We start from the raw sequence: 26,947 nt of genomic DNA, 5'->3' as shown, positions 1-26,947 counted from the left end.
TACGGAGCAGTCGATGACTAGACAGGGAGCCATTTCCCCCGCCGCCGGCGCAGCACCCGGAGGACGCCCGTCGTCGCGACCTCCTCGACGGCGTCATGCATCGCATAGGCGGATTCGCGCGCGAGGGCCGCTTCGTCGTCGTCGGACGCGCCCTCGACGAGGAAGCGCAAGGTGATCTGCGGCACCCCGCGCACGATGTCGAGGCTCGTCGCCTCGACGAGGTGACGCGAGGCGAGGGCTTCCTGGGCAGCCTGCATGACCCGCTCGGGCGGGTTGCCGGGGCGGAGGCCCGTGATCTGGAGGACGGCGCGGAAGCTGGGCACAGCCCCACTCTAGGCGGGCCCTATCCTTGACAAGTGACGCTCCAAGACTCCCTCCTGGGCTTTGCGGCGCTCGCCGCGCTCATCACTGTGATCCCCGGGACCGACACCGCCCTCGTGCTGCGCTACACCCTGAGCCAGGGTCGCCGCCACGCGTACATGGCCGCGTTCGGCATGATCTCGGGGGCCTTCGTGTGGGGCGCGGCGGCCGCGACGGGCGTTTCGGCGCTCTTGACCGTCTCGACCGTTGCCTACGACGTTCTCCGCATCGCCGGGGCGGCGTACATGGTGTGGCTCGGCGTGAGCCTCTGGCGCGCCTCCTTCCGCAAGGGCGCCGGACCGGACGACGGCGGCCAGCCAGTCCGCGGGCTTCCCCACCTGAGCTACGAACCGCTCGGCCGCACGTGGGCCAAGGGCCTCGTTTCGAACCTGCTCAACCCGAAGTACGGCATGTTCTGCATCGCCGTCATCCCGCAGTTCCTCGTGCCGGGCGTGCCGCCCGTGTGGATGGGGCTCATGCTCACGGTGGTGAGCAACGCCGAGGCCGTCGTGTGGTTCATCGCGATCGTCGCGGCCGCGCACTTCTTCCGGAAGTGGCTCGAGGGCCCGACGTTCCGGCGCTGGATCGATCGCGTGACGGGGACCGTTCTCGGGGCCTTCGGCGTCGCCGCGGTGCTCGAGGCCCGGCACGCGTAGCCCGCGAGGGGCCACACGCGCTTCCCGCAGGGGGCGCCCTTCCCCGCAAGGGGCGCCCTTCCCCGCAGGGGGCGCCCTTCCCCGCAGGGGGCGCCCTTCCCAGCACCGGTGCCGCGGGTCCGCAGCCCCATTGCGGGCGCGGAGCACCGAAGCGAGCGGGCGCGCCTAAGACCCGCCCTGAACGCCTGCGAGCGCGTCTTCGGCGGCGAGGCGGGCAAGACGGACGACGGCGGCCCGCCTGGCTTGGGCCCGGCCCTCGCCTCCTCCTGTGATGAGTCGGTCGAGCTGGGGGATCGTGGGCCACGCGTCGCAGAGGGTCACGATGGTCAGGAGAAGCTCGGCGGCCGCCGCGGCAGTGACGCCGGGCAGCATCCCCTGCACCGCGGCGGCCTTGTCCCGGCTTCGTTGCGCGCGCTCCGCGAGCGCAACGGCTCCCTCGCCGCGCTCGAGCCCTTCCCAGAACACGAGCCGGGCGAGATCGGGCCGCGCAAGGTGATAGTCGAAGAGCCTTCCCGCGTAATCGGTCACGGCATCCACCCCCGTTCCCTGAATCGGAACGGCATCCATGACCCTGCCGAGCTCGGAGACGACAACAGCATCGAAGAGTCCCTGCTTGTTGCCGAAGTACTGGTAGATGCGCTCCTTGTTGACGCCCGCCTCGGCGGCAATCCGGTCGACGCGCCCGCCCGCGAGCCCGTGCTGGCTGAACTCCGTCGCGCCGGCCGCAAGCAGGAGCGCGCGCGTCCGCTCAGTGTCCCAGGCCATGGCCCTAGGCTAGCCCGTCTCCAGGGAATTTCCAACTAAACGGTTGCAGTTGGCATGGCGAGGGGTTAGCGTGGAATGGAAATCGCAACTAGACAGTTGGAAGTGATCATGAGCCTGACGCCCGTCCAGCCCGCATCGCCCGTCCAGCCCGCATCGCCCGCGCCCATCTCGGGACCGAGCGTCCACGAACGGGCGCTCATCACGTGGTCGGCGATCTTCCCTCTCGTCGCGATCGGCCTCTGGACCCTCGGCCCGCTCATGGCCGAATGGCACCCGGTCCTCCGCGCGTTCGCGCTCACGATCGTCATCGTGCCCGCGGCGGTCTACGTCGTCGTCCCTCGAATGACGAAGCTGTATCTCCGCCTCGCGCGGAAGCGGCAGGGAGCCCACCCCGCCGCATGACCGTCCCGGAGCGGCACAGCCGTCCCCTCCGCCACACAGCCGTCCCTCAGCGGCATGACCGTCCCTTCCGCCGGGGTCCAAGGGACGGTTGTGCCGCCGAGGGACGGTCGAGGCGCACCCGGGACGGACTTGTTTGGCACCGACGTTTGGGCCCCGGGGTCTGGGAATAGCCCGCCCCCGTGCGGCATTCTGTGTGCATGACCGACGCCATGCCCGCCACGCCCATTGCTCCCAGCGAAACCCACGACGCCCAGCAGCTCGCCCGCTGGCAGCGCTTCCGCGACAACCGCAACAGCGCTCTGGCCGAGGAACACGGCTGGCTCACGCTGACTTCGTTCCAATGGCTCGAGGCCACGCCGTCGCCGGTCGAACTCGTGCCGGGCCTGTGGTCCACCTCCGAGTCTGTCGGTCTCGAGACCGCAGTGCTCACGGCCCGCGCGGACGAGGGGCTCGTATTCGACGAGGAGGGCGATCCGGTCAACGGGACGTTCAGCGCGCACCTGACCGAGGACGAGTCACTCGACTGGGTCCGCTACGGGAGCATCGTCGTCGAGCTCGCGATGCGCGGCGGCCGTTACGCAATCCGGACGCGCGACTCGCAATCGCCTACGCTCACCGAGTTCCGCGGAGTACCCGTCTACGACTACGCGCCCGAGTGGGTCATCGAGGCCCAGTGGGAGCCGTATCCCGAACCGCACAAGATGCCGATCTCGACGGCGAACCCGCTCGTCGAGGGAACGCACCTCTCCGCGGGCGAGGTCGTGTTCCACCGGCACGGCCACGAGTACCGGCTCCAGGCGGAGCAGGGAAAGCTCGGGGATCTCACCATCACGTTCCACGACGAGACGAACGGCCGCACGACCGACGACTGGCGCAAGGTCACGACCGCCAAGCCCCGCCCGGACGGCACCGTCATCCTCGACTTCAACAGGGCCATCAATTACCCGAGCGCGTTCACGCCGTACGGGACGTGCCCCATGCCGGTCAAGGACAACTCGCTCGACCTTGCCGTCGAGGCCGGAGAGAAGATGCCCGACGCCGGTGCCTGAGCCTTGAGCGTTCCGAGGTAACGCCGCCCGGCCCGGAACCGCTCATGGCCGAGCATGACCCTATCTCGCGCTACGGGGCGGAATGCTCGAGGGCCGGGAGCGCGGCGGGGACAACGGCAGGAAGCGGCTTTCGGTCGAGCCGCTTCTGCAGATGCGTGGCGAGTGCCGTGAGGCTTCCACTCACCGCCAGGTACACGAGCGTGATGACGATGTACGTCGGAATCAGCTGGTTGAGATACGCCGTGAGCAGCTGCCCGCGGTAGAGCAAGTCTGTGTAGGCGACGATGTAGCCGAGAGTTGTGTCCTTCAGAAGGCTCACGAATTGCGTGAGGAGCGACGGCGAGACGTTCCGCGCGGCCTGGGGCAGGATGACGAGGCGCATGGCCTGCCCTCGGCTGAGGCCAAGGCTCAAGGCCGCCTCCATCTGTCCGGCGGGGAGGCTCGTGATTCCTGCGCGCAGGATCTCGGCGAACACCGCGGAGGTGGTGAAGGTGAGCGGGATCGCCATCTTCCACAGTGTCGGCGCGTTGATGCCGAGCTGGGGAAGGCCGAACAGCATGAGGTAGATGAGCAGCAGAACCGGCACCGTCCGCGCCACCTCCACGTAGAGCGAGCTGACCCAGCGGATCGGCGTGGACCGGCTCATCCTCCCGAACGCGAGGAACAGGCCAAGAATCCCTCCCAGCACGGCCACCACCGCGGCCGATTGGAGGGTGCCGAGCAGGCCTTCACCGAGATAGGCCCAGACGGCTCCGGAAAGAAACGGGGCCCATTTCGCCGGGTCCAGCTGGCCATGGGCGGCGAACTGCGCCGTCCCGGCAAACACGAGCACGGCGAGGGCCAGGAGGCTTGCGACCGAACCGATCCTCATGTTCCGCCTGGTCTTCGGACCGGGCTCGTCATAGATCCGGACGATGCTGTTGGCCGAGCGAGCGGTGTTCCTGGTCTTCATCGGACGATCGCCAGCTTCCGTTCAAAGCGGCCCGCAAGCAGGCCGATGATGAGTGCGATGCCCATATAGACAAGGCCACCGGTCGTGTAGAACAGGACCGGCTGCGCATAGACCAGATTGACCTTGTTCACATGGGCCGTGAGCTCGACCACGCCGACAACAGCCGTGAGCGACGTGTTCATGGCGAGCGCGATCATGATGTTGCCGAGCGGCTGCACCACTGCGCGGAACGCCTGCGGGACGATCACGAGGCGGAGCGACTGGCCGAAAGTGAGTCCGAGCGCCCGCGCCGCCTCGATCTGCCCCTGGGGCACGGTGTTGACGCCGCTTCGAAGCGCCTCCGCGACGTAGGCCGATTCGTACGTCGTCAAGACGATGATCGCCGTCGGCACGATCGGCAGGATGAATCCCGCCGCCGGCAGCGCGAACACCGCGAGGATCAACAGCGCCAGCAGAGGGACGTTGATGAAGAACTGCACGTAGACGAAGGCGGCTCCCCGCAGGACGCGCAGCGGGCTGATCCGCGCCACGGCCACAAGGGCGCCCACAAGGATCGATCCCGCTCCGGCGGCAAGCAGCATGAGCAACGTCATGCCGAGGCCGTCGGCCAAGGATCCGAGGTCTTCGAAGAATGCATTCATCTGGTCACTCCGCTGGCGCTGTCGGCGTATTCGGTCAGGATCCGGGGACGGAACCGATGGACGGCGCGGTCGGCATCGGCGTGTCGCCGACCGAGCCGAGGCTGTTCTTCCAGACCTGGCCCCACAGGCCCTGCTTCTCGATCGTGGTCAGCCACGTGTTGACAAACGTCTTGAACGCGGCGTCGCCGTGCTTCAGGCCAATCCCGTAAGGCTCGCTCGTGAACGGTGCACCAACCACCTTGATGTCCTTGTTCGAGGACGACTGGCTCGCGAGCAGGACGTAGTCCTGAACGTAGGCGTCGCCACGGCCCTGCGTGAGCGCCTGAACGCCTTCAGGCGTGGTCGCGAACGGCGTGAGCTTGGCGGTCGGCTGCTTCTGCGGGACCTCGGCGACGGACGGCGTGCCCGTCTGGACAATGACGTTCTTGCCGCCCAGGTCGTCGATCCCCTTGATGGTCGTGTTGTCCGACTTGACCGCGACGGCGAGTCCCGACATGAAGTACGGGCCTGCAAAAGCGATCTGCTCGGCGCGCTTCGTCGTGATGGTGTACGTCGAGAAGACCACATCAACCGTGCCGTTCGAGAGGAGTGCCTCACGGCTCTCGGAGGCCGAAGGGACCCACTCGACTGTCGGCTTGCCGAGGATGTAGATCGCCAGGAGCTTCGCGAGGTCGGCATCGAAGCCATTGACGTTCTGGGGGTTCGCGGGGTCCTGCTGAGACACAAGCGGGGCGTCGAGCGCGGTCGCGACCACGAGCTTCCCCCGCTTCTTGATGGTGTCCATCGTCGAGCCCGAGAGGATGAGGCTCGCATCGGCAATGGGTGCGTTCTTGAAGACCGCATCGTTCGCCGTGCTTGATGCCGAAGAGGCACCTGGGAGGGTCACGGAGCCACCGGAGCAGGCGGTCAACGCGGCGGAGAATCCGGTCACGACAGCACCGGCGAGAACCGACCGGCGCGTGATGGGAGTGGTGAACATGGCCACCTTTCGGGTTGGGGGCGGAGAGGGGATGTGGGTAGGGGGATGAGCGGCTAGTGCGTGAGGACCGACGCGAGGAAGGATCGCGCGCGGTCCGTCTGTGGGGCATCGAAGAAGGCCTCAGGTACGCCTTCCTCGACGATCTGGCCGTGGTCCATGAAGACCACGCGGTCTGCGGCACGGCGGGCGAAACCCATCTCGTGGGTGACGACCACCATGGTCATGCCCTCGGCGGCGAGGGAGGTCATGACACCGAGCACCTCGTTGACCATTTCCGGGTCGAGGGCGGACGTGGGCTCGTCGAAGAGCATGACCTTGGGGTGCATGGCGAGGGCCCGCGCGATGGCCGCCCTCTGCTGCTGCCCGCCGGAGAGCTCGGCGGGACGGCTGTGTGCCTTGTTGGCGATGCCGACGCGCTCCAGGAGCCGCATGGCCTCTTCCTCGGCCTGCTTACGCTCGATCCCCCGGACCTTCGTCGGAGCAAGGGTGAGGTTGTCGAGAATTGTCCGGTGGGCGAAGAGATTGAATGACTGGAAGACCATGCCGACGTCGGCACGGAGTTTGGCCAGATCCTTGCCCTCGGCCGGGACTTCCTGGCCGTCAATGCGGATCTCTCCGGAGTCGACGGCCTCGAGGCGATTGATGGTTCGGCAGAGCGTGGACTTCCCCGAGCCGGAGGGACCGACGACCACGATGACTTCCCCGGGAAGCACGGTGAGGTCGATGTCGCGGAGGACGTGCAGCTCGCCGAAGTGCTTGTTGACTGAGCGCAGCGATACGCGAGGGATGGTCATGATGCCTCCTGCGAAGGGGATGCGGCCTCGTCCGGCTGCGGATGTGGGGTGCGCTCGAGGTAGGAGCGGTCCTCCCAGAGCTTCATGCGGTCGATCCCCTTCTGGCCCGCCGCGCGAAGGACAGCCTCCACGAGCACTTCGACGAGGACCATGAGAGGTGCGAAAGAGTCGAACGGAATCCCCCCGACGGGAACCGCAAGCACGACGTCGGCCTTGTCGGCGATGGGTGAAATCTCCTCATCGGTGATCACGATGAGCGACGCGCCCTCCCGTTTGGCCAGAGCTGCGACCTGGGCAGCCTCGAGCTGGTATCGCCGCAAGTCGAAGAGCACCACGACGGTGTTCCGCTTGGCGCCATAGAACTTGCCGACGTTGTACCCCAGAGGGTCCGGGAGAAAATCGATGTTGGGGGTGATCTGGTCGAGCTGCCGCGCGAGGATCTCCGCCAGAAAGCGCGAGTAATAGCCACCCGAGATGAGGACAGCCTTGGGCTCGCTCGCCAGGAGCCGTGCGGCTCGCTCGATTTCGGAGCCGGACACGGTTGAGCCGAGCCGGTCGAGTAGATCGCGACGTTCCGCGAGGGAACGGCCGACGTCGGTGCGATCCTCGCGAGGCGCCTCGCTTTCCGCGCGGCGCACCGGGGCATTCAGGTCGTGCATGATCTCGTCGCGCAGGTGCTTCTGGAACTCCGCATAGCTGCCGAGGCCGAGCCTCGCGACGAGACGGAGCACGGTCGGCGCACTCGTCCCGGCGGCTCGCGCGAGCTGCCCAGTGCTCCCCAGCCCGCTGCTTGGGTAGTCGGCGAGCAGCGCACGCGCGACTTTCCGCTCCGAAGGAGAGAGCTCCTCCATCCGGTCGAAGATTTCCTTCTTGATTCTGATCATGGCGGGGGTCTCAGGTGAGTGTGACGAGAGCGCCGTCGCGCTCGTACGCAGCGAACATCGAGGTTGAATTGTGGGCGACGACGACCCGGCCGTCGGCGCCGACGGCGATCACACCGCCGTCGGCCGCGCGCGGGTCCAGCTCGTCGACAATGGTGCCGCGAACGGCCTCGGCGAGCGATACGCCGCCGAAGCGCAAGCGGGCGTAGATCTCGTGCGAGACGACGCCTTCCATGAACGCCTCGCCGATGCCCGTGCACGAGACGGCGACGATGCCGTCGCGGGCGTAGTTGCCGGCGCCGATGATCGGGGTGTCCCCGATGCGGCCCTCGTGCTGGCCCACGATCCCGCCCGTTGAGGTCGCCGCGGCGAGGTGCCCGGCCGCGTCTCGCGCGACGGCGCCCACGGTTCCATGACGGGTCGGCTCGAGCCGACCGGCAAGCACCGTCTCGAGCTGGCGCCTCCGCGCATCGGTGATGAAATACTCCGGGTCGACGACCTGGAGACCCCACTCTGCCATCACTTCGGACGACGGCGCGACGAGCAGCACGTGAGGGGTGTTCTCCATGACGTGTCGCGCTGCGAAGACGGGGTTCTTGGCTCGGCGGACCGCCGCGACGGCGCCCGCCCTGCCCGTTCCCGCCATGATCGATGCATCGAGCTCGGCCTCGCCCTGCGCGTTCAGCGCCGCCCCGTGCCCGGCATTGAAGAGCGGTGAGTCTTCGAGCTGCTCAACCGCCGCGCAGACGGCGTCCAACGCGGACCCGTGCGCGTCGAGGACGGCCCGCCCTGCCCGGTATGCGACCTCAAGTCCCGCGGCATACTCCCTGTGCTCGTCGGGGGTCAGCTCGGCAGTGCGTCCACCCGCTCCTCCGTGCAGAACAATCGCCGTTCCGTCGGCAGAAGGAGTGATGTCGATGACATGCATGTGATCGTGGCCTCTCGCTTTGTGATGCGTCTCACGCTAGACGCAATCATTACGAGAAGCAATAGATTTTGGGTTTTTTGTTATGAACGATTCGAACCATCGACGTTGCGCTAGCGGATCGCCGAGATCCCCGTCGCATCCCGGCCCGCGATGAGCGTGTTGACCTCGAAGGTGCCCTCGTACGTGTAGACGGCCTCGGCGTCGGCGAAGATCTTGGCCATGCGGTAATCGGTCACGATCCCATTGCCGCCCAGTATCCCGCGACCCAGCGCGACCGTCTCTCGCGCCCGCGCCGTCGCCCACGCCTTCGCGAGCGCGACGCGCGGCATGGTCGCCTCGCCCGATTCCTGCAGACGGGCGAGCTGCACGAGCATGGCCATCGACGCGGTCGCGTTGCCGAGCATGTGCGTGAGCTGACCCTGCACGAGTTGGAACGACGCGATGGGCCGCCCGAACTGCTCGCGCTCGACGGCATACCTCCGCGCGACGTCGAACGCCGCGAGTTGGAGCCCGACGGCCTGCCACGCAACGAGGAGGCGCGAGCTGAGGAGCATCGTGCGCGCCTCGTCGAACGACGAGATGCCCGGGAGCCGGTCCGCCTCGGCGACCCGCACGCCGTCGAACGTCAGGACCGCATTCTGGACGGTCCGGAGCGCGATCTTGTGCTCGATCTTCGTGCGCGTGAGCCCCGGCGAGTCGCCCGCGACGATGAAGCAGCGCACCGCACCCGGCGTCCCGCCGTCGCCGGCCCCGGACTCCCTGGCCCACACCAGCAAGTGATCCGCGAAGGTGCCGTTCCCGATCCAGCGCTTCGCGCCGTCGAGGACCCAGCCGTCGCCGTCGCGGCGTGCCGTGAGGGCAAGCCCGCCCGCGACGTCGGAGCCGTGCTCGGGCTCCGTGAGGGCGAAGGCGCCGGTCGTGCGCAGGGCGGCGGCGTCGGCGAGGTAGCGGTCGCGCTGTGCGGGCGTGCCGAACTCGTGGAGGCCCTCGACGAAGAGGTCGTGGTGGACCATGAAGAACGTCGCGATGGACGTGTCCGCGCGCGTGAGCTCCGCGATGACCAGTCCATGGAAGAGCCGCGAATAGGCGGGCCGGCCGGGCAGCGTTCGATGCGGCGCCGAGAGCTGGAGCGCGCCGAGCTTGGGCAGGAGGCCGAACGGGAACTCCTCCCGGTCCCACCAGCCCTGCGCGTTCGGGGCGACCTCGGCGGCGAGGAACTCCCGCAGTTCGGCGAGCTTGGCCCGCTCGCGCACATCGAGGAGCGCTTCGACGTCGTAATAATCGGCGGAGGGCAGCTCGACGCCGACGACGGCGGTCATCGCGGAGCCATCCGGATGGCGCCGTCGAGCCGGATCGTCTCGCCGTTGAGCATCGCGTTGTCGACGATGTGCGCGACGAGGTTCGCGTACTCCGCCGGTCGCCCGAGGCGGGCCGGGTGCGGGACCTGCTTCCCGAGCGATTCCTGGGCCTCCGGCGAGAGGCCGGCCATCATGGGCGTTTCGAAGATGCCGGGCGCGATCGTCACGACGCGGATGAGCGAGCGGGCCAGCTCGCGCGCAATGGGGAGCGTCATGGCGTGCACGGCGCCCTTCGAGGCGGAGTAGGCCGGCTGGCCGATCTGCCCGTCGAACGCCGCGACCGACGCCGTGTTGACGATGACCCCGCGCTCCGGTCCGCCGACCTCGGTGCTCACGGGCTCGGTCCGCGCGATGGCCTCCGCGGCCAGGCGGATCACGTTGAACGTGCCGATGAGGTTGACGCGAATCACCCGCTCGAACTCCTCAAGCGGCAGCACGCCGTCGCGCCCGAGGACCTTTCCCGGCGTCGCGATCCCAGCGCAATTGACGACGACGCGCAGCGGCCCGAACCCTCCCTCACCACCGGGGCCCTCGCCGGCCGCAAGGGCGACGGCGGCGCGCACATGCCCCTCCTCCGTCACGTCCGCGGGCGCGAACGCGGCGGGGGCTCCGCCCGGCTGCGCGGTGAGCTCTGCCACGAGGCGGCGGCCCGCCTCCTCGCTGCGCTCCCCCGGAAGATCGACGACGACGACGCCGGCGCCTCCCGCGTGCAGTCGCCGCGCCGTCGCTGCCCCGAGGCCGGATGCCCCGCCGGTGATGAGCGCCGTCGCGCCTCTGAGCTCCATCGCTCCTCCATTCAGTTAATGACGGCTAACTGAGCTCAGTCTAGCGGCTCGCGTGACGCCCGTCACGGACGGACTTTCACCACGTTCCGAAGCAGGGGATGCGCGAACGACGGCGTGTCATCGGGGGCGCGCCGTCGTCGGACCGGGCGGCCCAGCCAAGAGATGGTGAGTTTCCCACGCCTCCCGCTGTGGCTACCGTGGAGCCATGACCGCCGAGTGGGCCGCGCGCGCCGAAGCCGCGGCGACGGCCGTGACGGGCAACTTCGGCCACCGGCTCCTCGGAATCCCGGGCACCTGGCTCGGCTGGGTCGAACTCCCGCGCGCAAGGCCGCAGCTCCCGTGGAGCGAGTGGCACTACTGGTGGCAAGCGCAGCTGCTCGACTGCCTCGTCGACGCCGCCGCCCGCGAACACGCCACGGACCCCCCGGCTGCGGGCGCGGAGCCGCCGTCGTTCACGCTCGCACGGCGGCTCATCCGCACCATCCGATTCCGGAACTTCGGGTCCTTCGCGAACATGTTCTTCGACGACATGGCGTGGCTCGCGCTTGCGGCGCGGCGCGCCGATGAGCTCTCTCGACACATGCGCGGCGTGGGGCTCGGTGCGGCGAGGAGCGCGGCAGAGGCACTCGGCCGGCGGCTCGTCGCGGGCGACACCCCAGACCTCGGCGGCGGGATGTGGTGGAACACCAGCCGGACGTACAAGAACACCGCCGCGACGGGCCCGGCGGCCCTGTTCTTCGCGCGGCGCGCGACCCAGGCCGACCGGCGCCGCGCGCAAGCCCTCGTCGAGTGGCTCTACGAGAAGCTGTTCGACACGTCGGCGGGCCTGTTCCTCGACGGCATCGACGTGCGCCGGGACGCGGACGGCCGTGGTGCGACGACCACACTCAACCGGGACGTGTGGACATACAGCCAGGGTCCGGTCCTCGGCGCACTCCTCGAGCTCGGCGACGACGAACCGGCCAGCGCCCAACCGGCCGGCGCCCCATCGGCCGGCGCCCCACCGGCCGGCGCCCAATCGGCCAGCACGCCCGACGCGCGGCGCGACCTCGCGCGAGCCGCGGAGCTCGTCACAGCGATCGATCGCGGCCTCGCGCGCGACGGCGTCGTCCGGTCCGACGGGACCGCCGGGGACCCGGCCCTGTTCCGCGGGATCCTCACGCGATACCTCGCCCTCGCGGCACGTGACGCCCGCCTCCCCGACAAGACGCGCGCGACCGCCGGCCGGCTCGTCCTCGCGACGGCGCAGAACGCGTGGGCGGAGGCCGCGTGGCGGGAGAGCCGGGTCCTCTCGGCCCGGCTCGCCGCATGGATGACCCTCGAGGCGGCCTGGACCGTGTCAGAGGCCAACCGGACGTAATTAGGGAACATCAAAATTGCGTAATTGAGGTGATTTGCACCACAATTGAGCCGGAATCGACCCATGGTTAGGTGTGGCTAACCTACAGTCGTCCTCGGAGGTCATGCGTGCGCCCTCGCTCACAGCACGGCCTCCGTCGACGTCGAAAGCCTCATCGCACCCTCGGGCCAACCGTGTTTGGCCCCCGAATGCCACGAAAGGACCTTCCATGAAGATCCGTTCCCAGGCCCTCGCCGGCATCGCGCTCGCCGCGGTCGCCGCCCTCGGCCTCTCCGCGTGCGGCGGCGGCGCCGCCACCGGCACGTCGACGTCCTCCGGCGGCTCCGGCGCGAGCGGCGGCGCGAACGACACGATCACGGTCTACAACGCGCAGCACGAAGAACTCACGCAGGCGTGGGTGGATGCGTTCACGAAGTCGACGGGCATCAAGGTCAATCTCCGCAACGGCGAAGACCCCGAGATGGCCCAGCAGATCATCCAGGAGGGCAAGAACTCCCCCGCGGACGTCTTCCTCACGGAGAACTCCCCGGCGATGACCGCCGTCGAGAACGCCGGGCTGTTCGGCGACCCGGGCGACGACGCCGAAAAGAACGTTCCGCAGGCCTACCGCCCGTCGTCGGACAAGTGGGTCGGAATCGCTGCGCGCTCGACGGTGTTCGCGTACAACAAGACCAAGCTCAAGGACAGCGACCTCCCGAAGTCCCTCATGGACCTCGCGAAGCCCGAGTGGAAGGGCCGCTGGGCCGCGTCGCCGTCGGGCGCCGACTTCCAGGCCATCGTCTCCGCGATGCTCCAGCTCAAGGGCGAGGGCGCGACGCTCGACTGGCTCAAGGCCATGAAGGACAACTCGAAGGCCTACAAGGGCAACAGCACGGCCATGAAGGCCGTCAACGCGGGCGAGATCGACGGGGCCGTCATCTACCACTACTACTGGTTCGGCGACCAGGCGAAGACCGGCGAGAACTCGAAGAACGTGGGCCTGTACTACTTCAAGAACCAGGATCCGGGCGCGTTCGTCTCGGTCTCGGGGGGCGGCGTCCTCGCGTCGAGCAAGCACCAGACGGCGGCCCAGAAGTTCCTCGCGTTCATCACGGGTCCTGAGGGCCAGAAGGTGCTCCAGACGGGGTCCTCGTACGAGTACCCGATCGGCTCGAACGTCGCGGCGAACCCGAAGCTCACCCCGCTCGCGGATCTCCAGGCCCCCGCGGTCGACCCGGCGAAGCTCAACTCGAAGAAGGTCACCGACCTCATGACCCAGGCAGGACTGCTCTAAGGCCTTGCTGCAATCCTCGTTCCAGGCGAAAGCCACGTCGGCGCACGGAACAGCCACGGCGGGCGGAAGCACTCGCTTCCGCCCGCTGCGGGCTGCCTGGAACTCGCCGGGAAGCCTCGGGCCGATGGCCAGAGGGCGCCGCGGATGGCTCGCGCATTGGCCGGTCATCGTCCTGAGCCTGCTTGTCGGCGCGCTCTCGCTCGTCCCGCTCGGCTTCGTCGTCGCCATGACGATCGCGACCGGGTGGGACTCCGCCGTCGCCCTCATCGTCCGGCCGCGCGTCCTCGAGCTTCTGGGCAACACGGTGTGGCTCGTGCTCCTCACGGTGCCCCTGTGCCTCGTCCTCGGCGTGGGCGGGGCGTGGCTCGTCGAACGCACCACTCTGCGGGCCCACCGGGCCTGGGCCGTCATCCTCGCGGCGCCGCTCGCGATCCCCGCCTTCGTCAACTCGTACGCGTGGGTCTCGGCCGTGCCGTCGATGGAGGGGCTCGGGTCCGGCGTCCTCCTCGCGACGCTCTCGTACTACCCCCTCGTCTATATCCCCGCGGCCGCGTCGCTCTCGCGCCTCGATCCCGCGATCGAGCAGTCGGCCGCATCGCTCGGGCTCGGGCCCGTGCGCGTCTTCTTCCGGGTCGTCCTCCCCCAGCTGCGCATCGCGATCGCTGGCGGCGCGCTCCTCGTGGGCCTGCACCTCCTCGCCGAATACGGCGCCTTCGCGATGATCCGCTTCGATACGTTCACGACGGCGATCATGGAGCAGTACCGCTCGACGTTCAACGGCGCGGCGGGCAACATGCTCGCGAGCGTGCTCGCCGCCCTGTGCCTCGTCATGCTCGTCATCGAGTCGCGGGCCCGCGGCAACGCCCGATACGCGAAGCTCGGCTCGGGCGTCCAGGCGGCGCCGAGCAGGCTTCGGCTCGGCGCGTGGGAGGTCCCGGCCCACCTCGGGCTCCTCGGCGTCGCCTTCCTCGCCCTCGGCGTGCCCGTCTGGATCATCGGGCGCTGGCTCGTGGCCGGCGGCGTCGAGATCTGGGCCGAAGACTCGCTCTCGACCCTCGCGACGGCCCTCGGCCAAAGCCTCTGGCTCGGCCTGCTGGGGGCACTCGCGACGACCGCCGCGGCCTTCCCGCTCGCGTGGCTCGCGGTGCGCTTCCCGGGCTGGCTCAGCAAGACGCTTGAGCTCGCGAACTACGTCACGAGCTCGATGCCGGGCATCGTCCTCGCGCTCGCGTTCGTGACGGTCGCGCTCCAGGCGGTCCCGATCGTCTACCAGACCACGCCGCTCCTGGTCCTCGCGTACGTCCTCCTGTTCCTTCCGCGCTCGCTCGTGAGCCTCCGCGCGGGCCTCGCCCAGGCCCCCCGAGAGCTCGAGGAGGCCGCCCAGGCCCTCGGGCGCCCGCCGCTCAGGGCGTTCTTCCGCGTGACGCTCCGCCTCGCGGCCCCCGCGGCGGCGGGCGGTGCCGCGCTCGTGTTCCTCGCCGTCGTCAATGAGCTCACGGCCACGCTCCTGCTCTCGCCGACCGGGACTATGACGCTCGCGACCAAGTTCTGGAACCTCTCGAACGGCATCGACTACGCTGGGGCCGCACCGTACGCGCTCCTCATGATCGCGCTCTCCGCACCCATGACCTACCTGTTGTTCCAGCAGTCCAAGAAGGCGGCCGGCCAGTGACCGAACAGAGCCCCACCCCCGCGTCCGGATCCCGGCTCCCCGAGCCGCGCGTCGCGCGGTCGATCGCCGACACGGCGGACCACCACCTCGAGATCGAGGACGTCACGAAGACGTTCGGCCGCGGCGGCGGGACGAACCCGGTCCTCAAAGGCATCAACCTGCACGTCGCCCGGGGAGGGACGACGGCGATCGTGGGCCCCTCGGGGTCCGGCAAGACCACGCTCCTGCGCCTGATCGCGGGCTTCGAGGCCCCCGACTCTGGGCGGATCGTGCTCGACGGACAGGCCGTCGCGGGCGACGCCTGGGTGCCCGCGCATCGTCGCAGCATCGGGTACGTCGCGCAGGACGGCGGGCTGTTCCCGCACCTCTCGGTGGGCCAGAACATCGCGTTCGGGCTCGACAAGGCGGCCTTCGGCGGCCGTTTCCGGGGCCGCAAGGCGGTCGCGACGCGCGTCGAGGAGCTGCTCGAGATGGTCGCGCTCGACGGCTCGTACGCGAGGCGCCGGCCCCACGAGCTCTCCGGCGGCCAACAGCAGCGCATCGCCCTCGCCCGCGCCATGGCGCGCGAGCCCGAGGTCATGCTCCTCGACGAGCCGTTCTCCGCGCTTGACGCTGGCCTCCGCGTCGCGACCCGGCGCGCGATCGCGAGGGTGCTCGCGAAGGCCGGCGTGACCACGATCCTCGTGACCCACGACCAGGCCGAGGCCCTGAGCTTCGCCGACCAGGTCGCCGTCATGCGCGGCGGGAAGCTCGCCCAGATCGGGAACCCGTTCGTCGTCTACACGCGCCCCGCGGACCGCGCGACGGCCGAGTTCCTCGGCGACGCCGTCATCCTCGACGCGTGGCTCGAGGGCAGTCTCGCGATGTGCTCGCTCGGCCCGGTCCCGGTGCGGCACCCCACGACGCAGGGCCACGTGCAGATCATGCTGCGCCCCGAACAGATCCGGGTCGCGAGCGAATCCCCGATCCACGGAACGGTCCTCGACTGGGACTACTTCGGGCCCGAATCGTCGGTGCGGATCAAGCTTGCCGAACGCGTCGGACCGTTCGATCCCCGGGTGCCCGGCGGCGGCGAGGTCATCACGATCCGCCACTGGAACGCCGCGATGTCGCGTCGCGGCATGGACCTCGCGCTCAAGGTCATCGGCGAGGGCGTCGCGTTCCCCGTGGGCGAGCCGTCCTCGAAGCCGAGCACGCTCGCTGAGTAGGCTTGCCGGCATGTGGGTCACCAGCTCCGAGCTCACTCGATACCGTCTCGCCCCCAACCCGGGGCCGATGAGTCTCGACGGGACGAACTCGTACGTGGTCGCGGCGCGTGGGCAGAGCCCACAAAGTACTGCCGTCGTCGTCGTCGACCCCGGGCCGCTCGAGGCGACCCACCTCGGGGAGCTCGCCGCGGCCGGGCGCGTCGAGCTCGTGCTCCTCACGCACCATCACCCCGACCACACCGAGGGCGCCGCCGAATTCCACCGGCTCACGGGCGCGCCCGTCCGCGCGTTCGATCCCGCGCTGTGCATCGAGGCGCCTGCCGTCGTCGACGGCGAGGTCATCGAGGCGGCGGGCGTGCGGATCGTCGTCCTCTCGACGCCGGGGCACACCGCGGACTCGATCTCGCTGCACGTGCCGGACGACGGCGACGGCGGCTCGGTCCTCACGGGTGACACGATCCTCGGCCGCGGCACGACCGTCATCGGATATCCGGACGGCCGGCTCGGGGACTATCTCGCGTCGATGCGCCGCTTCGAGGCGCTCGCCCACGCAGCCCGGAAGCCCGTGACGGTGCTCCCTGCCCACGGGCCGGTCCTGCCCGATCTCGCGGCCATCGTGGAGGCATACATCGCGCACCGCGAGGAGCGGCTCGACCAGATCCGCGACGCCCTCGCGCGGCTCGGCGCTGACGCCCCCGTCGGCGCCGTCACGGACCTCGTCTACGCCGACGTCGATCCCTCCGTGCGCCGTGCGGCCGAAGCCTCCGTCTCGGCGCAGCTCGACTATCTGCGCGGCTGGGTCTGATCCGTCACCCAGGCGCGGTTACCACAGCGAGAAGCGCTTGAATTCCCCCGTTGCGGGGCCGATGCTCGCCTCGACGCCGTCGACGCGCCCGGGTGTATCGCCCGACTGGAGCCATCGCAGGAGCTGCTCGACGCCTTCGAGATCGCCCTCCGCGATGATCTCGACCGTCCCGTCGAGCCGGTTGCCCGCGCTCCCGACGAGCCCGAGGCGATCGGCCTCGCCCCGCGTCCAATAGCGGAAGCCCACGCCCTGGACCATGCCCTTCACGGTGGCATGGAGCCTCGCCTCGGGAACGTGCTCGGACATCTAGGGCGTCTTCGTCTGCGGGTAGATCGTCTCGCCGCGCGCGAGCATGTCCACGAACCCGGCGATCTTCCGGGCCCGCGTCTCCGGCTTCTTGACGGACTGCGTCCGGTAGATGAGCGCATAGCGGTTCACGGACGTAAGGACGTCGAACATGGCCTGCGCCTCGGGGTTCGCCGCGATCGCCTCGGCGAGGTCGGCTGGGACCTCCGCGGTCGCCTGGCCCGCGTACGCGGCCTCCCAGCGCCCGTCGGCCTTCGCCGAATCGACGACGGCGCGGCCCGCGTCCGTCATGAGGCCCGCGGCTTCGAGCCGCTCGATGTTCTCGACGTTCCGTTGAGACCACTTGCTCTTCGGCCCGCGCGGCGTGAAGCGCGTGACGTAGCTGCCCTCGTCGCGCCGCCCGATCTGCCCGTCGACCCAGCCGAAGCACAGGGCGTGGTCGAGCGCCTGCTCGAACTTGAGCTCCGTGACGTCGCCGCCCTTCTTGTGCTGCACGAGCCACACGCCGCGGCTCGTCGCGTGGTTCTCGGCGAGCCAAGCGCGCCACGCGTGCTCGTCCGCCAGGAGGAGCTCGGGAAGGTCTGGGGCCATGGGCCTAGGCTACCGCCCGCCCACCGGCCCGCGCCCGCTCACCCGGACTACACTCGAACGCGACCACCCGCTGCCCCAAGGAGGCCCTGTGCTCCGCGTCAGGCCGATCATCACGACTCCCCGCGTTCCCGAGATGCGGCGCCTGCTCGAGGCCCTCGGGCTCGTCGTGACCGACGGCGGCGCGGACGCCCACGGCCCGTGGCTCGTGCTCGACGCCGGGCACGGCCGCGTCGCGCTCCGGGAGGCGCACGAGCCGCGGCACTCGGTGGCGTTCGCCGTCGAGGTCCGCGATCCCGAGACGTTCGCCCGCCGGACCGTCGACGACGGCGGAGCGGCTGCCCTCGTGCACGACGGCGACGAGCCTCCCTTCGGCGCCGAACGCACCGACGCGCCGTGGGTTCGCATCGAAGGTCCCGACGGCTTCTCGTTCCGCGCCGATCCGACCACGCACGGCGCGACGTCCGCCGACGCCGACCCGCGCCTCACCGTGCGCATGGCCTGGCTCACGCCGGACGTCCTCGGCGCGGCGGCCACGCTCCGGGCCATCGGCGCGCGGCCCCGCGACGCGTCGGGAACCGTGGGCGAGGGCGCGGAGTTCGTCGCGAAGAACGGCGGCGTCCTCGTCGTCGCGGCGGCGGAGGCCGCGGCGAGCGGAGGGCTCGCGTTCGAGTACGACGGCGACCTCGCGCCGCTCGCGGATCGGCTCGCCGCGACGGGAGCTCGCGTGAGCGCCACGTCGAGAGGCCTCACCGTCTCGGCGCCCGACGGCAGCAGCATCGCCGTCATCGGCGTGACCCATGCGGCAACAGAGCCCTATGCGGTAGAACAGTAGACATGGCAGTGCGCACACCCGACCCGTATCCCGGCTGGCTCTCCCCCGAGGACCTCTACGAAGCCCGGAATCGCCTGCCCATGCTGTACGTCGAGGCCGTCCCCGTGCGCCTCGACCCCCTCGGCTACGTCAACGAAGTGGGGCTGCTCCTCCAGGCCGACGACGAAGGCAACATGGTGCGCAGCCTCGTCTCGGGCCGTGTTCTCTACAAGGAGACGATCCGGGCCGCGCTGCTGCGCCACCTCGAGAAGGACCTCGGGCCCCTCGCGCTGCCGCAGCTCCCCGTGAGCCCGGTTCCGTTCACCGTCGTCGAGTATTTCCCGTCGCCCTCGCAGACGGGGTTCACGGACGAGCGGCAGCACGCCGTCGCCCTCGCGTACGTCATCCCGGTCACGGGCGAATGCCAGCCGCGCCAGGACGCCCTCGAGCTCACGTGGATGTCCCCCGCCGACGTCCTGAGCGCGAGCGTCCAGGGCGAGTTCGCGGGCGGTCGCGGCGAGCTCGTGCGGCAGGCCCTGGCCTTCGCGGGCGTCTCCGCGTAGTGCGGGCACGGGTCCCATCCGTGAACCCGCCCGTGGCGCGCCTCGGCCCAGCCGTTACCGTACGTTTATAGACTGGCCGCGGACCGACAGCTACTTGAAGGACTCCGCGATGCAGTACAGCCCAGAACTCCAGCCCTTCGGGCACGCCGCCCACTCGCCCGAACACCTGCGCGAGATCGAGGCATCCGAGCTGAGCCCCGGGCACCGGCTGCGACTGCCCGACGGCGAGACGACCGCGCAGATCCTCGAAGTCGACGCGGTCGTCGACGACTACGGCCGTCCGGCCCTGTACTTCATCGCGCTCGACAACAGCACGAACCTCCGCGTCGCCCACGGCACGAGCGTCAGCATCGCGGTTCCGAGACCGAGCCGCCCCGCCGACCTCCTGTTCGCCGGCCCCACAGCCGGCGACGTTGCAGTCGGCGACGTTGCAGTCGGTGACGTCGCGGCCACCGACGTTGCGGCCGGCAACGGCGCGGACGCGTCGCTCCGCACGGGAGAGTCGGCGGAGGAGCGCGGCATCGCGGAGCACGAAATCCCCGACGACGCCGACGGCGGCGCCGGAGGCAGTGTCGCCGAACCCTCGTGGGCCGAGCTCGCACTGCACGTCCCCGACGTGCCCGAGCGCAAGGCGACGACGATCACGCTCGACACGGGCGACGTCGTCGTCGTTCCCGGGAAGGCGCGCCCGGGCACGTCCACGCCGTCCGCGGCGCTCCGCCTCATCCCGAAGCTCGAGGGCACCCCCGAGGACCTCATCCGGCACATCGACGCGGTCCACCCCGGCCGCAGCGCCGTGCATCAGCTCTCGGAGCGGCTCGCGAGGGGCATCAACCCGAAGTCGGGTGCGTGCCTCCAGGACCTGCGCGATCTGGCCTACGAGCTCTTCGTCGGGCAGAACGACGCGGAGAACGCGCTCAAGGTCGCGGACCTCCTCGCTGTCATCCCGTTCGACGGGAACCCGGGGCGATGGTCCTCTGTCGAGTCAGGGCTCGCGCTCGCAGCGCATCTGGCCCGCGAGCGCGGCCAGGGAGAGCGTGCGGCGGCCTATTCGGAGCTGCTCCGGGGGCCGGAGACCGCGGAGGCCGACCCGTTCCGGGCGCAGATGGCCGCGCGCGTGCGGCAGCGCACGCTCAACGAGCCGAATCTGTACGACAAGGAGGTCTCGCGCGCGGACGAGGCCGGCGACGACGCCGAGGAGCGCAATTGGCGCGTCCTCCGGCTCGCCACGCTCCTCCACCTCCGCGCGCACGGCGGCTCCGAGGCGTTCGACGACGCCGAGCTCGACCGTCGCATCCGGATCGAGCTCGACGCCGTCGGGCGCTAGCAGGTTCGGCTGGGGCTACGGGCCGGGCGAACCCGGCCCGGATGCCCCGGCCCGGAACCCCAGCTAGACCACGGGCGGGGCGCCGCCCGGCCCGCTGAGCCCCTGGACCTTCTCGAGCTGCGCGACCTTGGGATCGGTCTCGTCGGCGCCGAAGTCGGAGGCGCGCGTCTTGTCCTCGCCCTGCGGCACCTTGAGCGCGCGGAACACGAGCGTGAGGACGACGGCGACGATCAGGTTGATCACGAACGCCGTGACCGCGATGTACACCGTGATGTCCGTGCCCGGGATCGGCGAGAGGGACCCGCCGAAGTGGGCCTTCGTGGTCGGGTTGACGACGTTGTACGCCGAGACGGTTCCGAAGAGGATGCCCGCGGCCCAGCCGATGAGCAGCGCCCAGCGGTCGAACCAGCGCGTGTACAGGCCCGCGACGACGGCGGGGAACGTCTGGAGGATCCAGATGCCGCCGAGGAGCTGCAGGTTGATGGCCGTCGTCTGGTCCATCACGATGACGAAGACGAGAGCGCCCACCTTCACGACGAGCGAGACGATCTTCGAGACGTTCGCCTCGGTCTTCGGGTCCGCGTCCGGGCGGAAGAAGTCGCGGTAGATGTTGCGCGTGAACATGTTCGCAGCGGCGATGGACATGATGGCCGCGGGCACGAGGGCGCCGATCGCGATGGCGGCGAGCGCGATCCCCGCGAACCACGAGGGGAACGCGTCGAGGAACAGCTGCGGGATCACGAGCTGCGGATTCGTGGAGCCGTCGAGGTCGATCGGCTTGGTGCCGGCCCTGATCGCCACGAAGCCGAGCAGCGCGAGGAAGCCCAGCATGAGGGAGTACAGCGGCAGGATGGCGGCGTTGCGCCGGATCGTGTTGCGGCCCTTCGACGCGAGCACCCCCGTGATCGAGTGCGGGTACATGAACAGCGCCATGGCCGAACCGAGCGCGAGCGTCCAGTACGCCGAGTAGTTGGTGGGGCTGAGGATGAACACCCCGGGTGGCTTGCCCGTGGTCGGGCTCGGGGTCGTGAGCTTGGCCTGCGCCGCGTTGAAGATCGTGTCCCATCCGCCGAACTTGATGGGCAGATAGATGACGGCGACGATGATCGCGAGATAGATCAGGATGTCCTTCACGAACGCGATCATGGCCGGGGCGCGGAGGCCCGACGTGTACGTGTACGCCGCGAGGACGACGAACGCGAGGATGAGCGGCAGATCGGTCAGGAGCGGATTGCTCGAGCTGCCGAGGCCCAGGACCGTGAGGACCGCCTTGATGCCCACGAGCTGCAGGGCGATGTACGGCATCGTCGCGACGATGCCCGTGAGGGCGACGGCGAGGGAGAGCCAGCGGCTGCCGTAGCGCCCGCCCACGAAGTCGGCGGCCGTCACGTACCCATGGCGATGGGACACCGACCAGAGGCGGCTCATGATGATGAAGATGATCGGGTACAGGACGACCGTGTACGGAACGGCGAAGAAGCCGCTCACGGCGCCCGTGGCATACATGGCCGCCGGGACGGCGACGAACGTGTACGCCGTGTAGAGGTCGCCACCGAGCAGGAACCACGTGATCCACGTTCCGAACCCGCGCCCGCCGAGGCCCCATTCGTCGAGGCTGTGGAGCCCTTCGGCCGACTTCGATCGCCGCCAGTTCGCCGCCATGAAGCCCATGACCGCGACGACCGCGAACAGGACGATGACGACGGCGAGTGCGACCCAGTTGATCTCGCGGCTCATGCCTGCTCACCGCCGTTCGCTCCCGCATCAGGCGCGTTGTTCTGCAGAGCGTTCCGCCGTCGTCGGTCTTCGGACACGGTGAGCCAATAGGCGATGCTGCTGAGGACCGCCGAGATGGGCACCCAGAGCAGCTGGTACCAGTAGAAGAACGGCATCCCGCCGAGCCGCGGGGCGTCGAACGAGTAGAGCTGTGGGACGAGCGGGAGAACGATCGCGACCGCGAGCAGAATGCCCGCCAGCACGTACGGAAGCGGCCGGGCGGGCCCGCGCGTCGGGGTGTCGCGGGTGGGTATGTCGGACATGAGACCTCCTTGTCAGCCCGTCAGGCCGCCGATTCCCGGCACCCGAGTGAGGCGCCAGACAAAGGCGGCCGTGCGGAGGCACGCTTGTGCCTCGTCGCTTTTGTACCCCAGTTTGACTCGGTCCGGAAGTAGCGACCCGGCGAAGAGGCTACGCGAGCGCGTCGAGCGAGCCCTCAAGCTGCTTGAAGAGGATGGCCGGCCCGTTGGGATTCGGCAGCTGGGTGTTGATGAGGATCGCGATCGTCATGCCGGTCTTCGGGTTGTACATCGTGAGCGACTCGTAGCCGAGACCCGTTCCCGTGTGGCCCCACCAGCCGTCGATTTCGCCGGCCGCAAGGCCATACGCGTCGTAGTCGGGGCTGCCCGGGTCTTCAGCCTGAGGATTCGAGATGGCCGTGAGCCGTGCCTGCTGGAGGGCTGCCGGGACGAGTTCGCCCGAGCCGAGGGCCCGGCCCCAGCGCAGCAGGTCGCCGATGTTCCCGAACAGGCCTCCTGACGCCCCGTAGAGCGACGGGCTCACCTGGGCCACGTTCTCAAGGTCCTCTTGGCCGTCGATCTCGTACGGCGTCGCGACGAGCCGCGATGGATCGCCCGCCGCGGGATCGCCCGATCCCGAGTAGGCGACGGACTGCAGGCCGAGGCGCGAGAGGATCCGCGACTGGACCTCGCGATCCCACCCGTTCCCGGTGACGGCCTCGACGACCTTGCCGAGGAGCACGAAGTTCGTGTTGCTGTATTCGTACTGGCGCCCCGGAGCGAAGTCGAGGGGCTCCGCGAGGGCGTAGCCGAGGAGCTGATCGTCCGTGAACGCGCCCGTGTAGTCGTCCGAGAGCCGGTCCGAGAAGCCCTCCGTCCCGGAGAACTCGGGCACGCCTGTGCGCATCTCGAGGGCCATGCGGACGGTGATCGAGTTCCCCGCGGGGGCGCCGTCGTACTGTGCCGAGGCGAGGTCGGGGACGTAGCGCGAGATCGGGTCGTCGAGGCCGAGCTTCCCTTCGCCCGCGAGTTCGAGCACGACCGTGCCCACGAAGCTCTTCGTGATGCTCCGGTAGGCAGAGCGCGTGTCCGCCGACCACTCGACGCCCTGCGCCGCGTCGCCGAGCGTCGCGAGGTAGTCGGTCCCGGCACCGCCGCTCGCACCGCCGGTCGAGACGGCGACGGCGAGGCCCGCCGCACCCTGGTCCGCGAGGAACTGCGACACAATGCGCTGCGCCTGCGCGGGGAGGTCCTGCCACGAGGGCACGGACGACGACGGCGGCGGCTGCGTCGGCGAGGGCTGCGACGGGGTCGCCGTCGGCGAGGGGGGCACGGTCGGCGACGGGGGCACGGTCGGCGACGGGGTCGGGGTGGCCGTCGCCGAAGGCGTGGCCGTCGCCGAAGGCGTGGCCCGAACGGGTGTCTCGGCCGACGGCGGCGTCGCCTCGCGGCGTCCGTTCGCGGACGCTCGGACGGCCCCGGCGCCGAGGGAGGTGAGGCCGATCGTCCCCAGGGTGACCACGAGCGCGGCGCCGATGGCGATCACGGTGAGGCGCCGCCGTCGTACGCGCACCGAGCGCCCAAGGAGCCGCTCGAACGGAAGCCGTCTCCGGCGCCGGCGTGCGCCGCCCCCATGCACCATCGTGTCCTCCTGCTTTCCCACGACCTTAGATGGCGACGCTGTGTCTCCGCTGTGCGGCACACTTGTATCGTGCCTGCCGACCATCCTCGCCAATCCGAGTTCTCTTTCCGTGTCAACACGCGCTTGCCCGGCGCGTCGAGTGCGAACGACGGCGGCGGCCCGGCCTTGGGCAGGACCGGCACCATCACGACTCCCCACGGACAGATCCAGACCCCGGCGTTCATCGCAGTGGGCACGAAGGCGACCGTCAAGGCCGTGCTCCCCGAGTCGGTGCGCGAGCTCGGCGCACAGGCCGTCCTCGCGAACGCGTACCACCTGTACCTCCAGCCGGGGCCCGAAATCCTCGACGAGGCCGGCGGGCTCGGGAAGTTCATGAACTGGCAGGGACCGACGTTCACCGATTCGGGCGGCTTCCAGGTCATGAGCCTCGGCTCGGGCTTCAAGAAGGTCATCGAGATGAGCGTGGTCGCGGGCTCCGAGCACATCGGACGGGACGACGCCGTCGCGCCCGGCAAGGAGCGCCTCGCCCACATCGACGAGGACGGCGTGTGGTTCACGAGCCACCTCAACGGCGACCGGCACCGCTTCTCCCCCGAGATCTCGATGAACGTCCAGCATCAGATCGGCGCGGACATCATGTTCGCGTTCGACGAGCTCACGACCCTCCAGAACTCGCGCGGCTACCAGGAAGAGTCCCTCGAGCGGACGCGCCGCTGGGCCGAGCGCTGCGTCGTCGAGCATTTCCGCCTCACCGACGAGCGCGGCGGCAAGCCGTACCAGGCCCTGTTCGGCGTCATCCAGGGCGCACAATACGAGGACCTGCGGCGCAAGGCGTGCCGCGACCTCGCGTCCATGCCGTTCGACGGCTTCGGGATCGGCGGCGCCCTCGAGAAGGAGAATCTCGGCACGATCGTGGGCTGGTGCTCCGAGGAACTCCCCGAGAACAAGCCGCGGCACCTGCTCGGAATCTCCGAGCCGGATGACATCTTCTCCGCGATCGAGGCCGGCGCCGACACGTTCGACTGCGTCTCACCGACCCGGGTCGCACGCAATTCGGCGTTCTACACGGCCGAAGGGCGGTTCAACCTCTCGGGCGCGAAGTACCGCCGCGACTGGGGCCCGCTCCAGGACGGGTGCGACTGCTACACGTGCCAGAACTACTCGCGCGCGTACATCCGGCACCTGTACAAGTCGAGGGAGCTCCTCTCCCACACGCTTATCTCGATCCACAACGAGCGCTTCGTCGTGCGGATGGTCGACGACGTCCGGCACTCGATCGAGGACGGCACCTTCTGGGAGTTCAAGGCCGAGACGCTTGGACGGTACTACGCCCGTGCCCGCTCGGCGGTCTGACCCTCGAACGCCGCCCCGAAGTCTTCGTCGAGAGGGGTCTTCTTCTTGTTGGGCAGGAAGAAGATGTAGACGACCAGGGAGATGACGATCGTGATCGTGACGTACGTGAACAGCCACTCCTTGAGGCCGTGGCTAGACAGCGCCTCGCCGATGAACGGCACCGTGCCGCCGAAGAGGGAGTTCGCGACGGCGTAGCCGAGGCCGGTGCCGAGGGCACGGACCGAGGACGGGAAGAGCTCCGCCTTCACGAGTGCGCTGATCGACGTGTAGTTCACGATGATGACGAGGCCCGCGAGCATGAGCAGGAACGCGATCGTTGGGTCCTTGACGCCCGCGAGGGTCGACATGATGGGCCATGTGAAGATGGCGCCGAGGACGCCGAACACGATGAGCTGCGGCTTGCGGCCGAACTTGTCGGAGAGGGCGCCGAAGACCGGCTGGAGCAGCATGAACACGAAGAGCGCCCAGAAGTTGATGACCGAGGTCTGCGTCTTCGGGATGTGCGAGACGTTGTTCATGAAGCTCAGGATGTACGTCGTGTACAGGTAGAACGCGCAGGTCCCGCCCATCGTCAGGAAGACGACGACGAGGAACGCCTTCCAGTGCTTGGTGAACAGCAGCTTGAGCGTGCCAGGCTCAGCAGCGCGAGCGTGCGCCTCGGCCGCGTGGACCTGCTCCTTCGAGATGGTCTCGTCCATCGAGCGGCGGAGCCACAGGACGACGAGCGACGCGACGGCGCCGATCGCGAAGGGGAGGCGCCAGCCCCACGATTTGAGGTCGCCTTCGCTCAGGACGCCTTGGAGGACGACGAGCGTGAGCAGCGCAAGGACCTGGCCGCCCACGAGGGTCACGTACTGGAAGCTCGAGAAGAAGCCGCGCCGCTTCGCGGTCGCGACCTCGCTCATGTACGTCGCGCTCGTCCCATACTCTCCGCCCACGGAGAAGCCCTGGAGGAGGCGGGACCCGTACATGAGAACGGTCGACCAGACGCCGATCTGGGCGATGCCCGGGAGGATCGCGACGAGGAGCGAGCCGAGGCCCATGAGGGTCACGCTGAGCGTGAGCGCCGCGCGGCGGCCGCGACGGTCCGCAAAACGCCCGAAGAACCAGCTCCCGACGGGACGCATGAGGAACGTCAGCGCGAACGTGAGATAGGCGTCGATCTGGGCCTGGACGGGGTCCTTGGAGTTGAAGAAGTACGTCGCGAAGTAAGACGAGAAGGCCGCGTAGACGTAGAGGTCGTACCACTCGATGAGGTTGCCGGCGGAGCCTTTGAGCGTGTTCGCGATCGCACGGCGCGTCTGTGCCGCAGTGCTCGTGAGTGTTGTCGTCATGGTGCGTACGGGACCTTTCCGCCGCGGCGCGCCGCTGCGCCCCGGCCGCGGGCCACGATACTTGCTGTGGCCCGCGGCACGGGGGTTTCGGTCATATTGGTCGCGTTCGAGTCGTGGCTGCTCAGACCTAGCTTTCA

At 69.4% G+C, this 26,947-nt stretch carries 28 protein-coding genes; 12 read left to right on the top strand and 16 right to left on the bottom strand.

The genetic code is table 11. The features are described from left to right. Nucleotides 1–17 precede the first annotated feature (17 nt). Nucleotides 18–323, bottom strand: coding sequence for a hypothetical protein (locus RBS12_RS11950; RefSeq protein WP_307966330.1), 306 nt, complete (start codon nt 321–323; stop codon nt 18–20). A gap of 33 nt (nt 324–356) precedes the next feature. On the opposite strand from RBS12_RS11950, the gene RBS12_RS11945 reads away from it, so the two are divergent. Continuing rightward, nucleotides 357–1,016, top strand: coding sequence for a LysE family translocator (locus RBS12_RS11945; protein ID WP_307966329.1), 660 nt, complete (start codon nt 357–359; stop codon nt 1,014–1,016). 165 nt (nt 1,017–1,181) lie between these two features. On the opposite strand, the gene RBS12_RS11940 is transcribed toward RBS12_RS11945, so the two are convergent. Then, nucleotides 1,182–1,781, bottom strand: a complete 600-nt coding sequence (locus RBS12_RS11940) for a TetR family transcriptional regulator (protein WP_307966328.1) — start codon at nt 1,779–1,781, stop codon at nt 1,182–1,184. Nucleotides 1,782–1,889: 108 nt separating this feature from the next. Here RBS12_RS11940 and RBS12_RS11935 point away from each other — a divergent pair, with 108 nt between their 5' ends. Further along, nucleotides 1,890–2,183: a hypothetical protein gene (locus tag RBS12_RS11935; RefSeq protein WP_307966327.1), complete on the top strand. Its 294-nt coding sequence runs from the start codon at nt 1,890–1,892 to the stop codon at nt 2,181–2,183. Nucleotides 2,184–2,380: 197 nt separating this feature from the next. After that, nucleotides 2,381–3,232 (top strand): DUF1684 domain-containing protein, encoded by an 852-nt coding sequence (locus RBS12_RS11930; RefSeq protein WP_307966326.1) that lies wholly within the window; start codon nt 2,381–2,383, stop codon nt 3,230–3,232. Nucleotides 3,233–3,302: 70 nt separating this feature from the next. Here RBS12_RS11930 and RBS12_RS11925 read toward each other — a convergent pair whose 3' ends face one another. From RBS12_RS11925 to RBS12_RS11890, 8 genes are all read right to left on the bottom strand, one after another. Continuing rightward, entirely contained in the window at nt 3,303–4,184 is an 882-nt protein-coding gene (locus tag RBS12_RS11925; protein WP_307966325.1) for an amino acid ABC transporter permease, read from the bottom strand. After that, a complete protein-coding gene (locus RBS12_RS11920) occupies nt 4,181–4,825 on the bottom strand; it encodes an amino acid ABC transporter permease (RefSeq protein WP_307966324.1) in 645 nt (214 codons plus the stop codon). Before RBS12_RS11920 ends, RBS12_RS11925 begins: the two co-directional genes overlap by 4 nt. Nucleotides 4,826–4,859: 34 nt before the next feature. Beyond that, entirely contained in the window at nt 4,860–5,804 is a 945-nt protein-coding gene (locus tag RBS12_RS11915) for a glutamate ABC transporter substrate-binding protein (RefSeq protein ID WP_307966323.1), read from the bottom strand. A 53-nt stretch (nt 5,805–5,857) separates the two neighbouring features. Then, entirely contained in the window at nt 5,858–6,598 is a 741-nt protein-coding gene (locus tag RBS12_RS11910; RefSeq protein ID WP_307966322.1) for an amino acid ABC transporter ATP-binding protein, read from the bottom strand. Beyond that, entirely contained in the window at nt 6,595–7,482 is an 888-nt protein-coding gene (locus RBS12_RS11905; protein ID WP_307966321.1) for a MurR/RpiR family transcriptional regulator, read from the bottom strand. Before RBS12_RS11905 ends, RBS12_RS11910 begins: the two co-directional genes overlap by 4 nt. A gap of 10 nt (nt 7,483–7,492) precedes the next feature. Continuing rightward, on the bottom strand, nt 7,493–8,407 hold the full coding sequence (locus RBS12_RS11900) for an isoaspartyl peptidase/L-asparaginase (RefSeq protein WP_307966320.1): 915 nt from the start codon (nt 8,405–8,407) through the stop codon (nt 7,493–7,495). A 110-nt stretch (nt 8,408–8,517) separates the two neighbouring features. After that, entirely contained in the window at nt 8,518–9,726 is a 1,209-nt protein-coding gene (locus tag RBS12_RS11895) for an acyl-CoA dehydrogenase family protein (RefSeq protein WP_307966319.1), read from the bottom strand. Then, the gene (locus RBS12_RS11890) at nt 9,723–10,550 is read right to left on the bottom strand and encodes an SDR family NAD(P)-dependent oxidoreductase (RefSeq protein WP_307966318.1); all 828 of its coding nucleotides are present in this window, start codon (nt 10,548–10,550) and stop codon (nt 9,723–9,725) included. The genes RBS12_RS11895 and RBS12_RS11890 overlap by 4 nt, the downstream gene beginning before the upstream one ends. Before the next feature lie 205 nt (nt 10,551–10,755). Between RBS12_RS11890 and RBS12_RS11885 the strand changes: the two genes are divergently transcribed. The 5 genes from RBS12_RS11885 to RBS12_RS11865 all read left to right on the top strand — a co-directional run bounded on the left by RBS12_RS11885 (nt 10,756) and on the right by RBS12_RS11865 (nt 16,868). Further along, nucleotides 10,756–11,910, top strand: coding sequence for a glycoside hydrolase family 76 protein (locus tag RBS12_RS11885; protein ID WP_307966317.1), 1,155 nt, complete (start codon nt 10,756–10,758; stop codon nt 11,908–11,910). A gap of 208 nt (nt 11,911–12,118) precedes the next feature. Beyond that, nucleotides 12,119–13,183, top strand: coding sequence for an iron ABC transporter substrate-binding protein (locus RBS12_RS11880; RefSeq protein ID WP_307966316.1), 1,065 nt, complete (start codon nt 12,119–12,121; stop codon nt 13,181–13,183). A gap of 124 nt (nt 13,184–13,307) precedes the next feature. Continuing rightward, nucleotides 13,308–14,855, top strand: a complete 1,548-nt coding sequence (locus tag RBS12_RS11875) for an iron ABC transporter permease (RefSeq protein WP_307966315.1) — start codon at nt 13,308–13,310, stop codon at nt 14,853–14,855. After that, nucleotides 14,852–16,063 carry an ABC transporter ATP-binding protein gene (locus tag RBS12_RS11870; RefSeq protein ID WP_307966314.1) on the top strand — a complete coding sequence of 404 codons (1,212 nt, stop codon included), beginning with the start codon at nt 14,852–14,854 and terminating at the stop codon, nt 16,061–16,063. The genes RBS12_RS11875 and RBS12_RS11870 overlap by 4 nt, the downstream gene beginning before the upstream one ends. A gap of 10 nt (nt 16,064–16,073) precedes the next feature. Beyond that, nucleotides 16,074–16,868 (top strand): MBL fold metallo-hydrolase, encoded by a 795-nt coding sequence (locus RBS12_RS11865; protein WP_307966313.1) that lies wholly within the window; start codon nt 16,074–16,076, stop codon nt 16,866–16,868. A gap of 18 nt (nt 16,869–16,886) precedes the next feature. Here RBS12_RS11865 and RBS12_RS11860 read toward each other — a convergent pair whose 3' ends face one another. After that, complete coding sequence (locus tag RBS12_RS11860) at nt 16,887–17,174, bottom strand: acylphosphatase (RefSeq protein ID WP_307966312.1); 288 nt, start codon at nt 17,172–17,174, stop codon at nt 16,887–16,889. After that, on the bottom strand, nt 17,175–17,765 hold the full coding sequence (locus RBS12_RS11855; protein ID WP_307966311.1) for a YdeI/OmpD-associated family protein: 591 nt from the start codon (nt 17,763–17,765) through the stop codon (nt 17,175–17,177). Between the two features lie 88 nt (nt 17,766–17,853). Between RBS12_RS11855 and RBS12_RS11850 the strand changes: the two genes are divergently transcribed. The 3 genes from RBS12_RS11850 to RBS12_RS11840 all read left to right on the top strand — a co-directional run bounded on the left by RBS12_RS11850 (nt 17,854) and on the right by RBS12_RS11840 (nt 20,466). Further along, the gene (locus tag RBS12_RS11850) at nt 17,854–18,597 is read left to right on the top strand and encodes a VOC family protein (protein WP_307966310.1); all 744 of its coding nucleotides are present in this window, start codon (nt 17,854–17,856) and stop codon (nt 18,595–18,597) included. Between the two features lie 2 nt (nt 18,598–18,599). Next, nucleotides 18,600–19,139: an NUDIX hydrolase family protein gene (locus tag RBS12_RS11845; protein ID WP_307966309.1), complete on the top strand. Its 540-nt coding sequence runs from the start codon at nt 18,600–18,602 to the stop codon at nt 19,137–19,139. A gap of 109 nt (nt 19,140–19,248) precedes the next feature. Next, complete coding sequence (locus RBS12_RS11840) at nt 19,249–20,466, top strand: DUF6707 family protein (RefSeq protein WP_307966308.1); 1,218 nt, start codon at nt 19,249–19,251, stop codon at nt 20,464–20,466. 63 nt (nt 20,467–20,529) lie between these two features. Here the strand turns inward: RBS12_RS11840 and mctP are convergent, their stop codons facing one another. From mctP to RBS12_RS11825, 3 genes are all read right to left on the bottom strand, one after another. After that, entirely contained in the window at nt 20,530–22,203 is a 1,674-nt protein-coding gene (gene mctP / locus RBS12_RS11835; protein ID WP_307966307.1) for a monocarboxylate uptake permease MctP, read from the bottom strand. After that, entirely contained in the window at nt 22,200–22,505 is a 306-nt protein-coding gene (locus RBS12_RS11830) for a DUF3311 domain-containing protein (RefSeq protein ID WP_307966306.1), read from the bottom strand. The genes mctP and RBS12_RS11830 overlap by 4 nt, the downstream gene beginning before the upstream one ends. A gap of 148 nt (nt 22,506–22,653) precedes the next feature. Further along, complete coding sequence (locus RBS12_RS11825) at nt 22,654–24,144, bottom strand: serine hydrolase domain-containing protein (protein ID WP_307966305.1); 1,491 nt, start codon at nt 24,142–24,144, stop codon at nt 22,654–22,656. Nucleotides 24,145–24,192: 48 nt separating this feature from the next. On the opposite strand from RBS12_RS11825, the gene tgt reads away from it, so the two are divergent. Next, complete coding sequence (gene tgt, locus RBS12_RS11820; protein ID WP_373886512.1) at nt 24,193–25,476, top strand: tRNA guanosine(34) transglycosylase Tgt; 1,284 nt, start codon at nt 24,193–24,195, stop codon at nt 25,474–25,476. On the opposite strand, the gene RBS12_RS11815 is transcribed toward tgt, so the two are convergent. Continuing rightward, nucleotides 25,449–26,810, bottom strand: a complete 1,362-nt coding sequence (locus RBS12_RS11815) for an MFS transporter (RefSeq protein WP_307966304.1) — start codon at nt 26,808–26,810, stop codon at nt 25,449–25,451. The two genes, tgt and RBS12_RS11815, sit on opposite strands and share 28 nt — an antisense overlap. Nucleotides 26,811–26,947: the final 137 nt, after the last annotated feature.

This window comes from Sinomonas sp. ASV322 (assembly GCF_030908245.1).
Classification (GTDB): Bacteria; Actinomycetota; Actinomycetes; order Actinomycetales; family Micrococcaceae; genus Sinomonas.
The sequence above is the reverse complement of the archived record's forward strand: the minus strand, read 5'-3'. Positions and strand labels throughout refer to the sequence as shown.

Excerpts from the sequence above, each read along its gene's own strand:
- RBS12_RS11935 (WP_307966327.1), top strand. The coding sequence starts at position 1,890 with ATGAGCCTGACGCCCGTCCAGCCCGCATCGCCCGTCCAGCCCGCATCG.
- RBS12_RS11880 (WP_307966316.1), top strand. The coding sequence starts at position 12,119 with ATGAAGATCCGTTCCCAGGCCCTCGCCGGCATCGCGCTCGCCGCGGTC.
- RBS12_RS11845 (WP_307966309.1), top strand. The coding sequence starts at position 18,600 with ATGGCAGTGCGCACACCCGACCCGTATCCCGGCTGGCTCTCCCCCGAG.
- RBS12_RS11900 (WP_307966320.1), bottom strand. The coding sequence starts at position 8,407 with ATGCATGTCATCGACATCACTCCTTCTGCCGACGGAACGGCGATTGTT.
- RBS12_RS11885 (WP_307966317.1), top strand. The coding sequence starts at position 10,756 with ATGACCGCCGAGTGGGCCGCGCGCGCCGAAGCCGCGGCGACGGCCGTG.
- RBS12_RS11940 (WP_307966328.1), bottom strand. The coding sequence starts at position 1,781 with ATGGCCTGGGACACTGAGCGGACGCGCGCGCTCCTGCTTGCGGCCGGC.
- RBS12_RS11855 (WP_307966311.1), bottom strand. The coding sequence starts at position 17,765 with ATGGCCCCAGACCTTCCCGAGCTCCTCCTGGCGGACGAGCACGCGTGG.
- mctP (WP_307966307.1), bottom strand. The coding sequence starts at position 22,203 with ATGAGCCGCGAGATCAACTGGGTCGCACTCGCCGTCGTCATCGTCCTG.
- RBS12_RS11905 (WP_307966321.1), bottom strand. The coding sequence starts at position 7,482 with ATGATCAGAATCAAGAAGGAAATCTTCGACCGGATGGAGGAGCTCTCT.
- RBS12_RS11815 (WP_307966304.1), bottom strand. The coding sequence starts at position 26,810 with ATGACGACAACACTCACGAGCACTGCGGCACAGACGCGCCGTGCGATC.
- RBS12_RS11895 (WP_307966319.1), bottom strand. The coding sequence starts at position 9,726 with ATGACCGCCGTCGTCGGCGTCGAGCTGCCCTCCGCCGATTATTACGAC.
- RBS12_RS11830 (WP_307966306.1), bottom strand. The coding sequence starts at position 22,505 with ATGTCCGACATACCCACCCGCGACACCCCGACGCGCGGGCCCGCCCGG.
- RBS12_RS11875 (WP_307966315.1), top strand. The coding sequence starts at position 13,308 with ATGGCCAGAGGGCGCCGCGGATGGCTCGCGCATTGGCCGGTCATCGTC.
- RBS12_RS11890 (WP_307966318.1), bottom strand. The coding sequence starts at position 10,550 with ATGGAGCTCAGAGGCGCGACGGCGCTCATCACCGGCGGGGCATCCGGC.
- RBS12_RS11915 (WP_307966323.1), bottom strand. The coding sequence starts at position 5,804 with ATGTTCACCACTCCCATCACGCGCCGGTCGGTTCTCGCCGGTGCTGTC.
- RBS12_RS11865 (WP_307966313.1), top strand. The coding sequence starts at position 16,074 with ATGTGGGTCACCAGCTCCGAGCTCACTCGATACCGTCTCGCCCCCAAC.
- RBS12_RS11840 (WP_307966308.1), top strand. The coding sequence starts at position 19,249 with ATGCAGTACAGCCCAGAACTCCAGCCCTTCGGGCACGCCGCCCACTCG.
- RBS12_RS11920 (WP_307966324.1), bottom strand. The coding sequence starts at position 4,825 with ATGAATGCATTCTTCGAAGACCTCGGATCCTTGGCCGACGGCCTCGGC.
- RBS12_RS11860 (WP_307966312.1), bottom strand. The coding sequence starts at position 17,174 with ATGTCCGAGCACGTTCCCGAGGCGAGGCTCCATGCCACCGTGAAGGGC.
- RBS12_RS11930 (WP_307966326.1), top strand. The coding sequence starts at position 2,381 with ATGACCGACGCCATGCCCGCCACGCCCATTGCTCCCAGCGAAACCCAC.
- RBS12_RS11925 (WP_307966325.1), bottom strand. The coding sequence starts at position 4,184 with ATGAAGACCAGGAACACCGCTCGCTCGGCCAACAGCATCGTCCGGATC.
- RBS12_RS11910 (WP_307966322.1), bottom strand. The coding sequence starts at position 6,598 with ATGACCATCCCTCGCGTATCGCTGCGCTCAGTCAACAAGCACTTCGGC.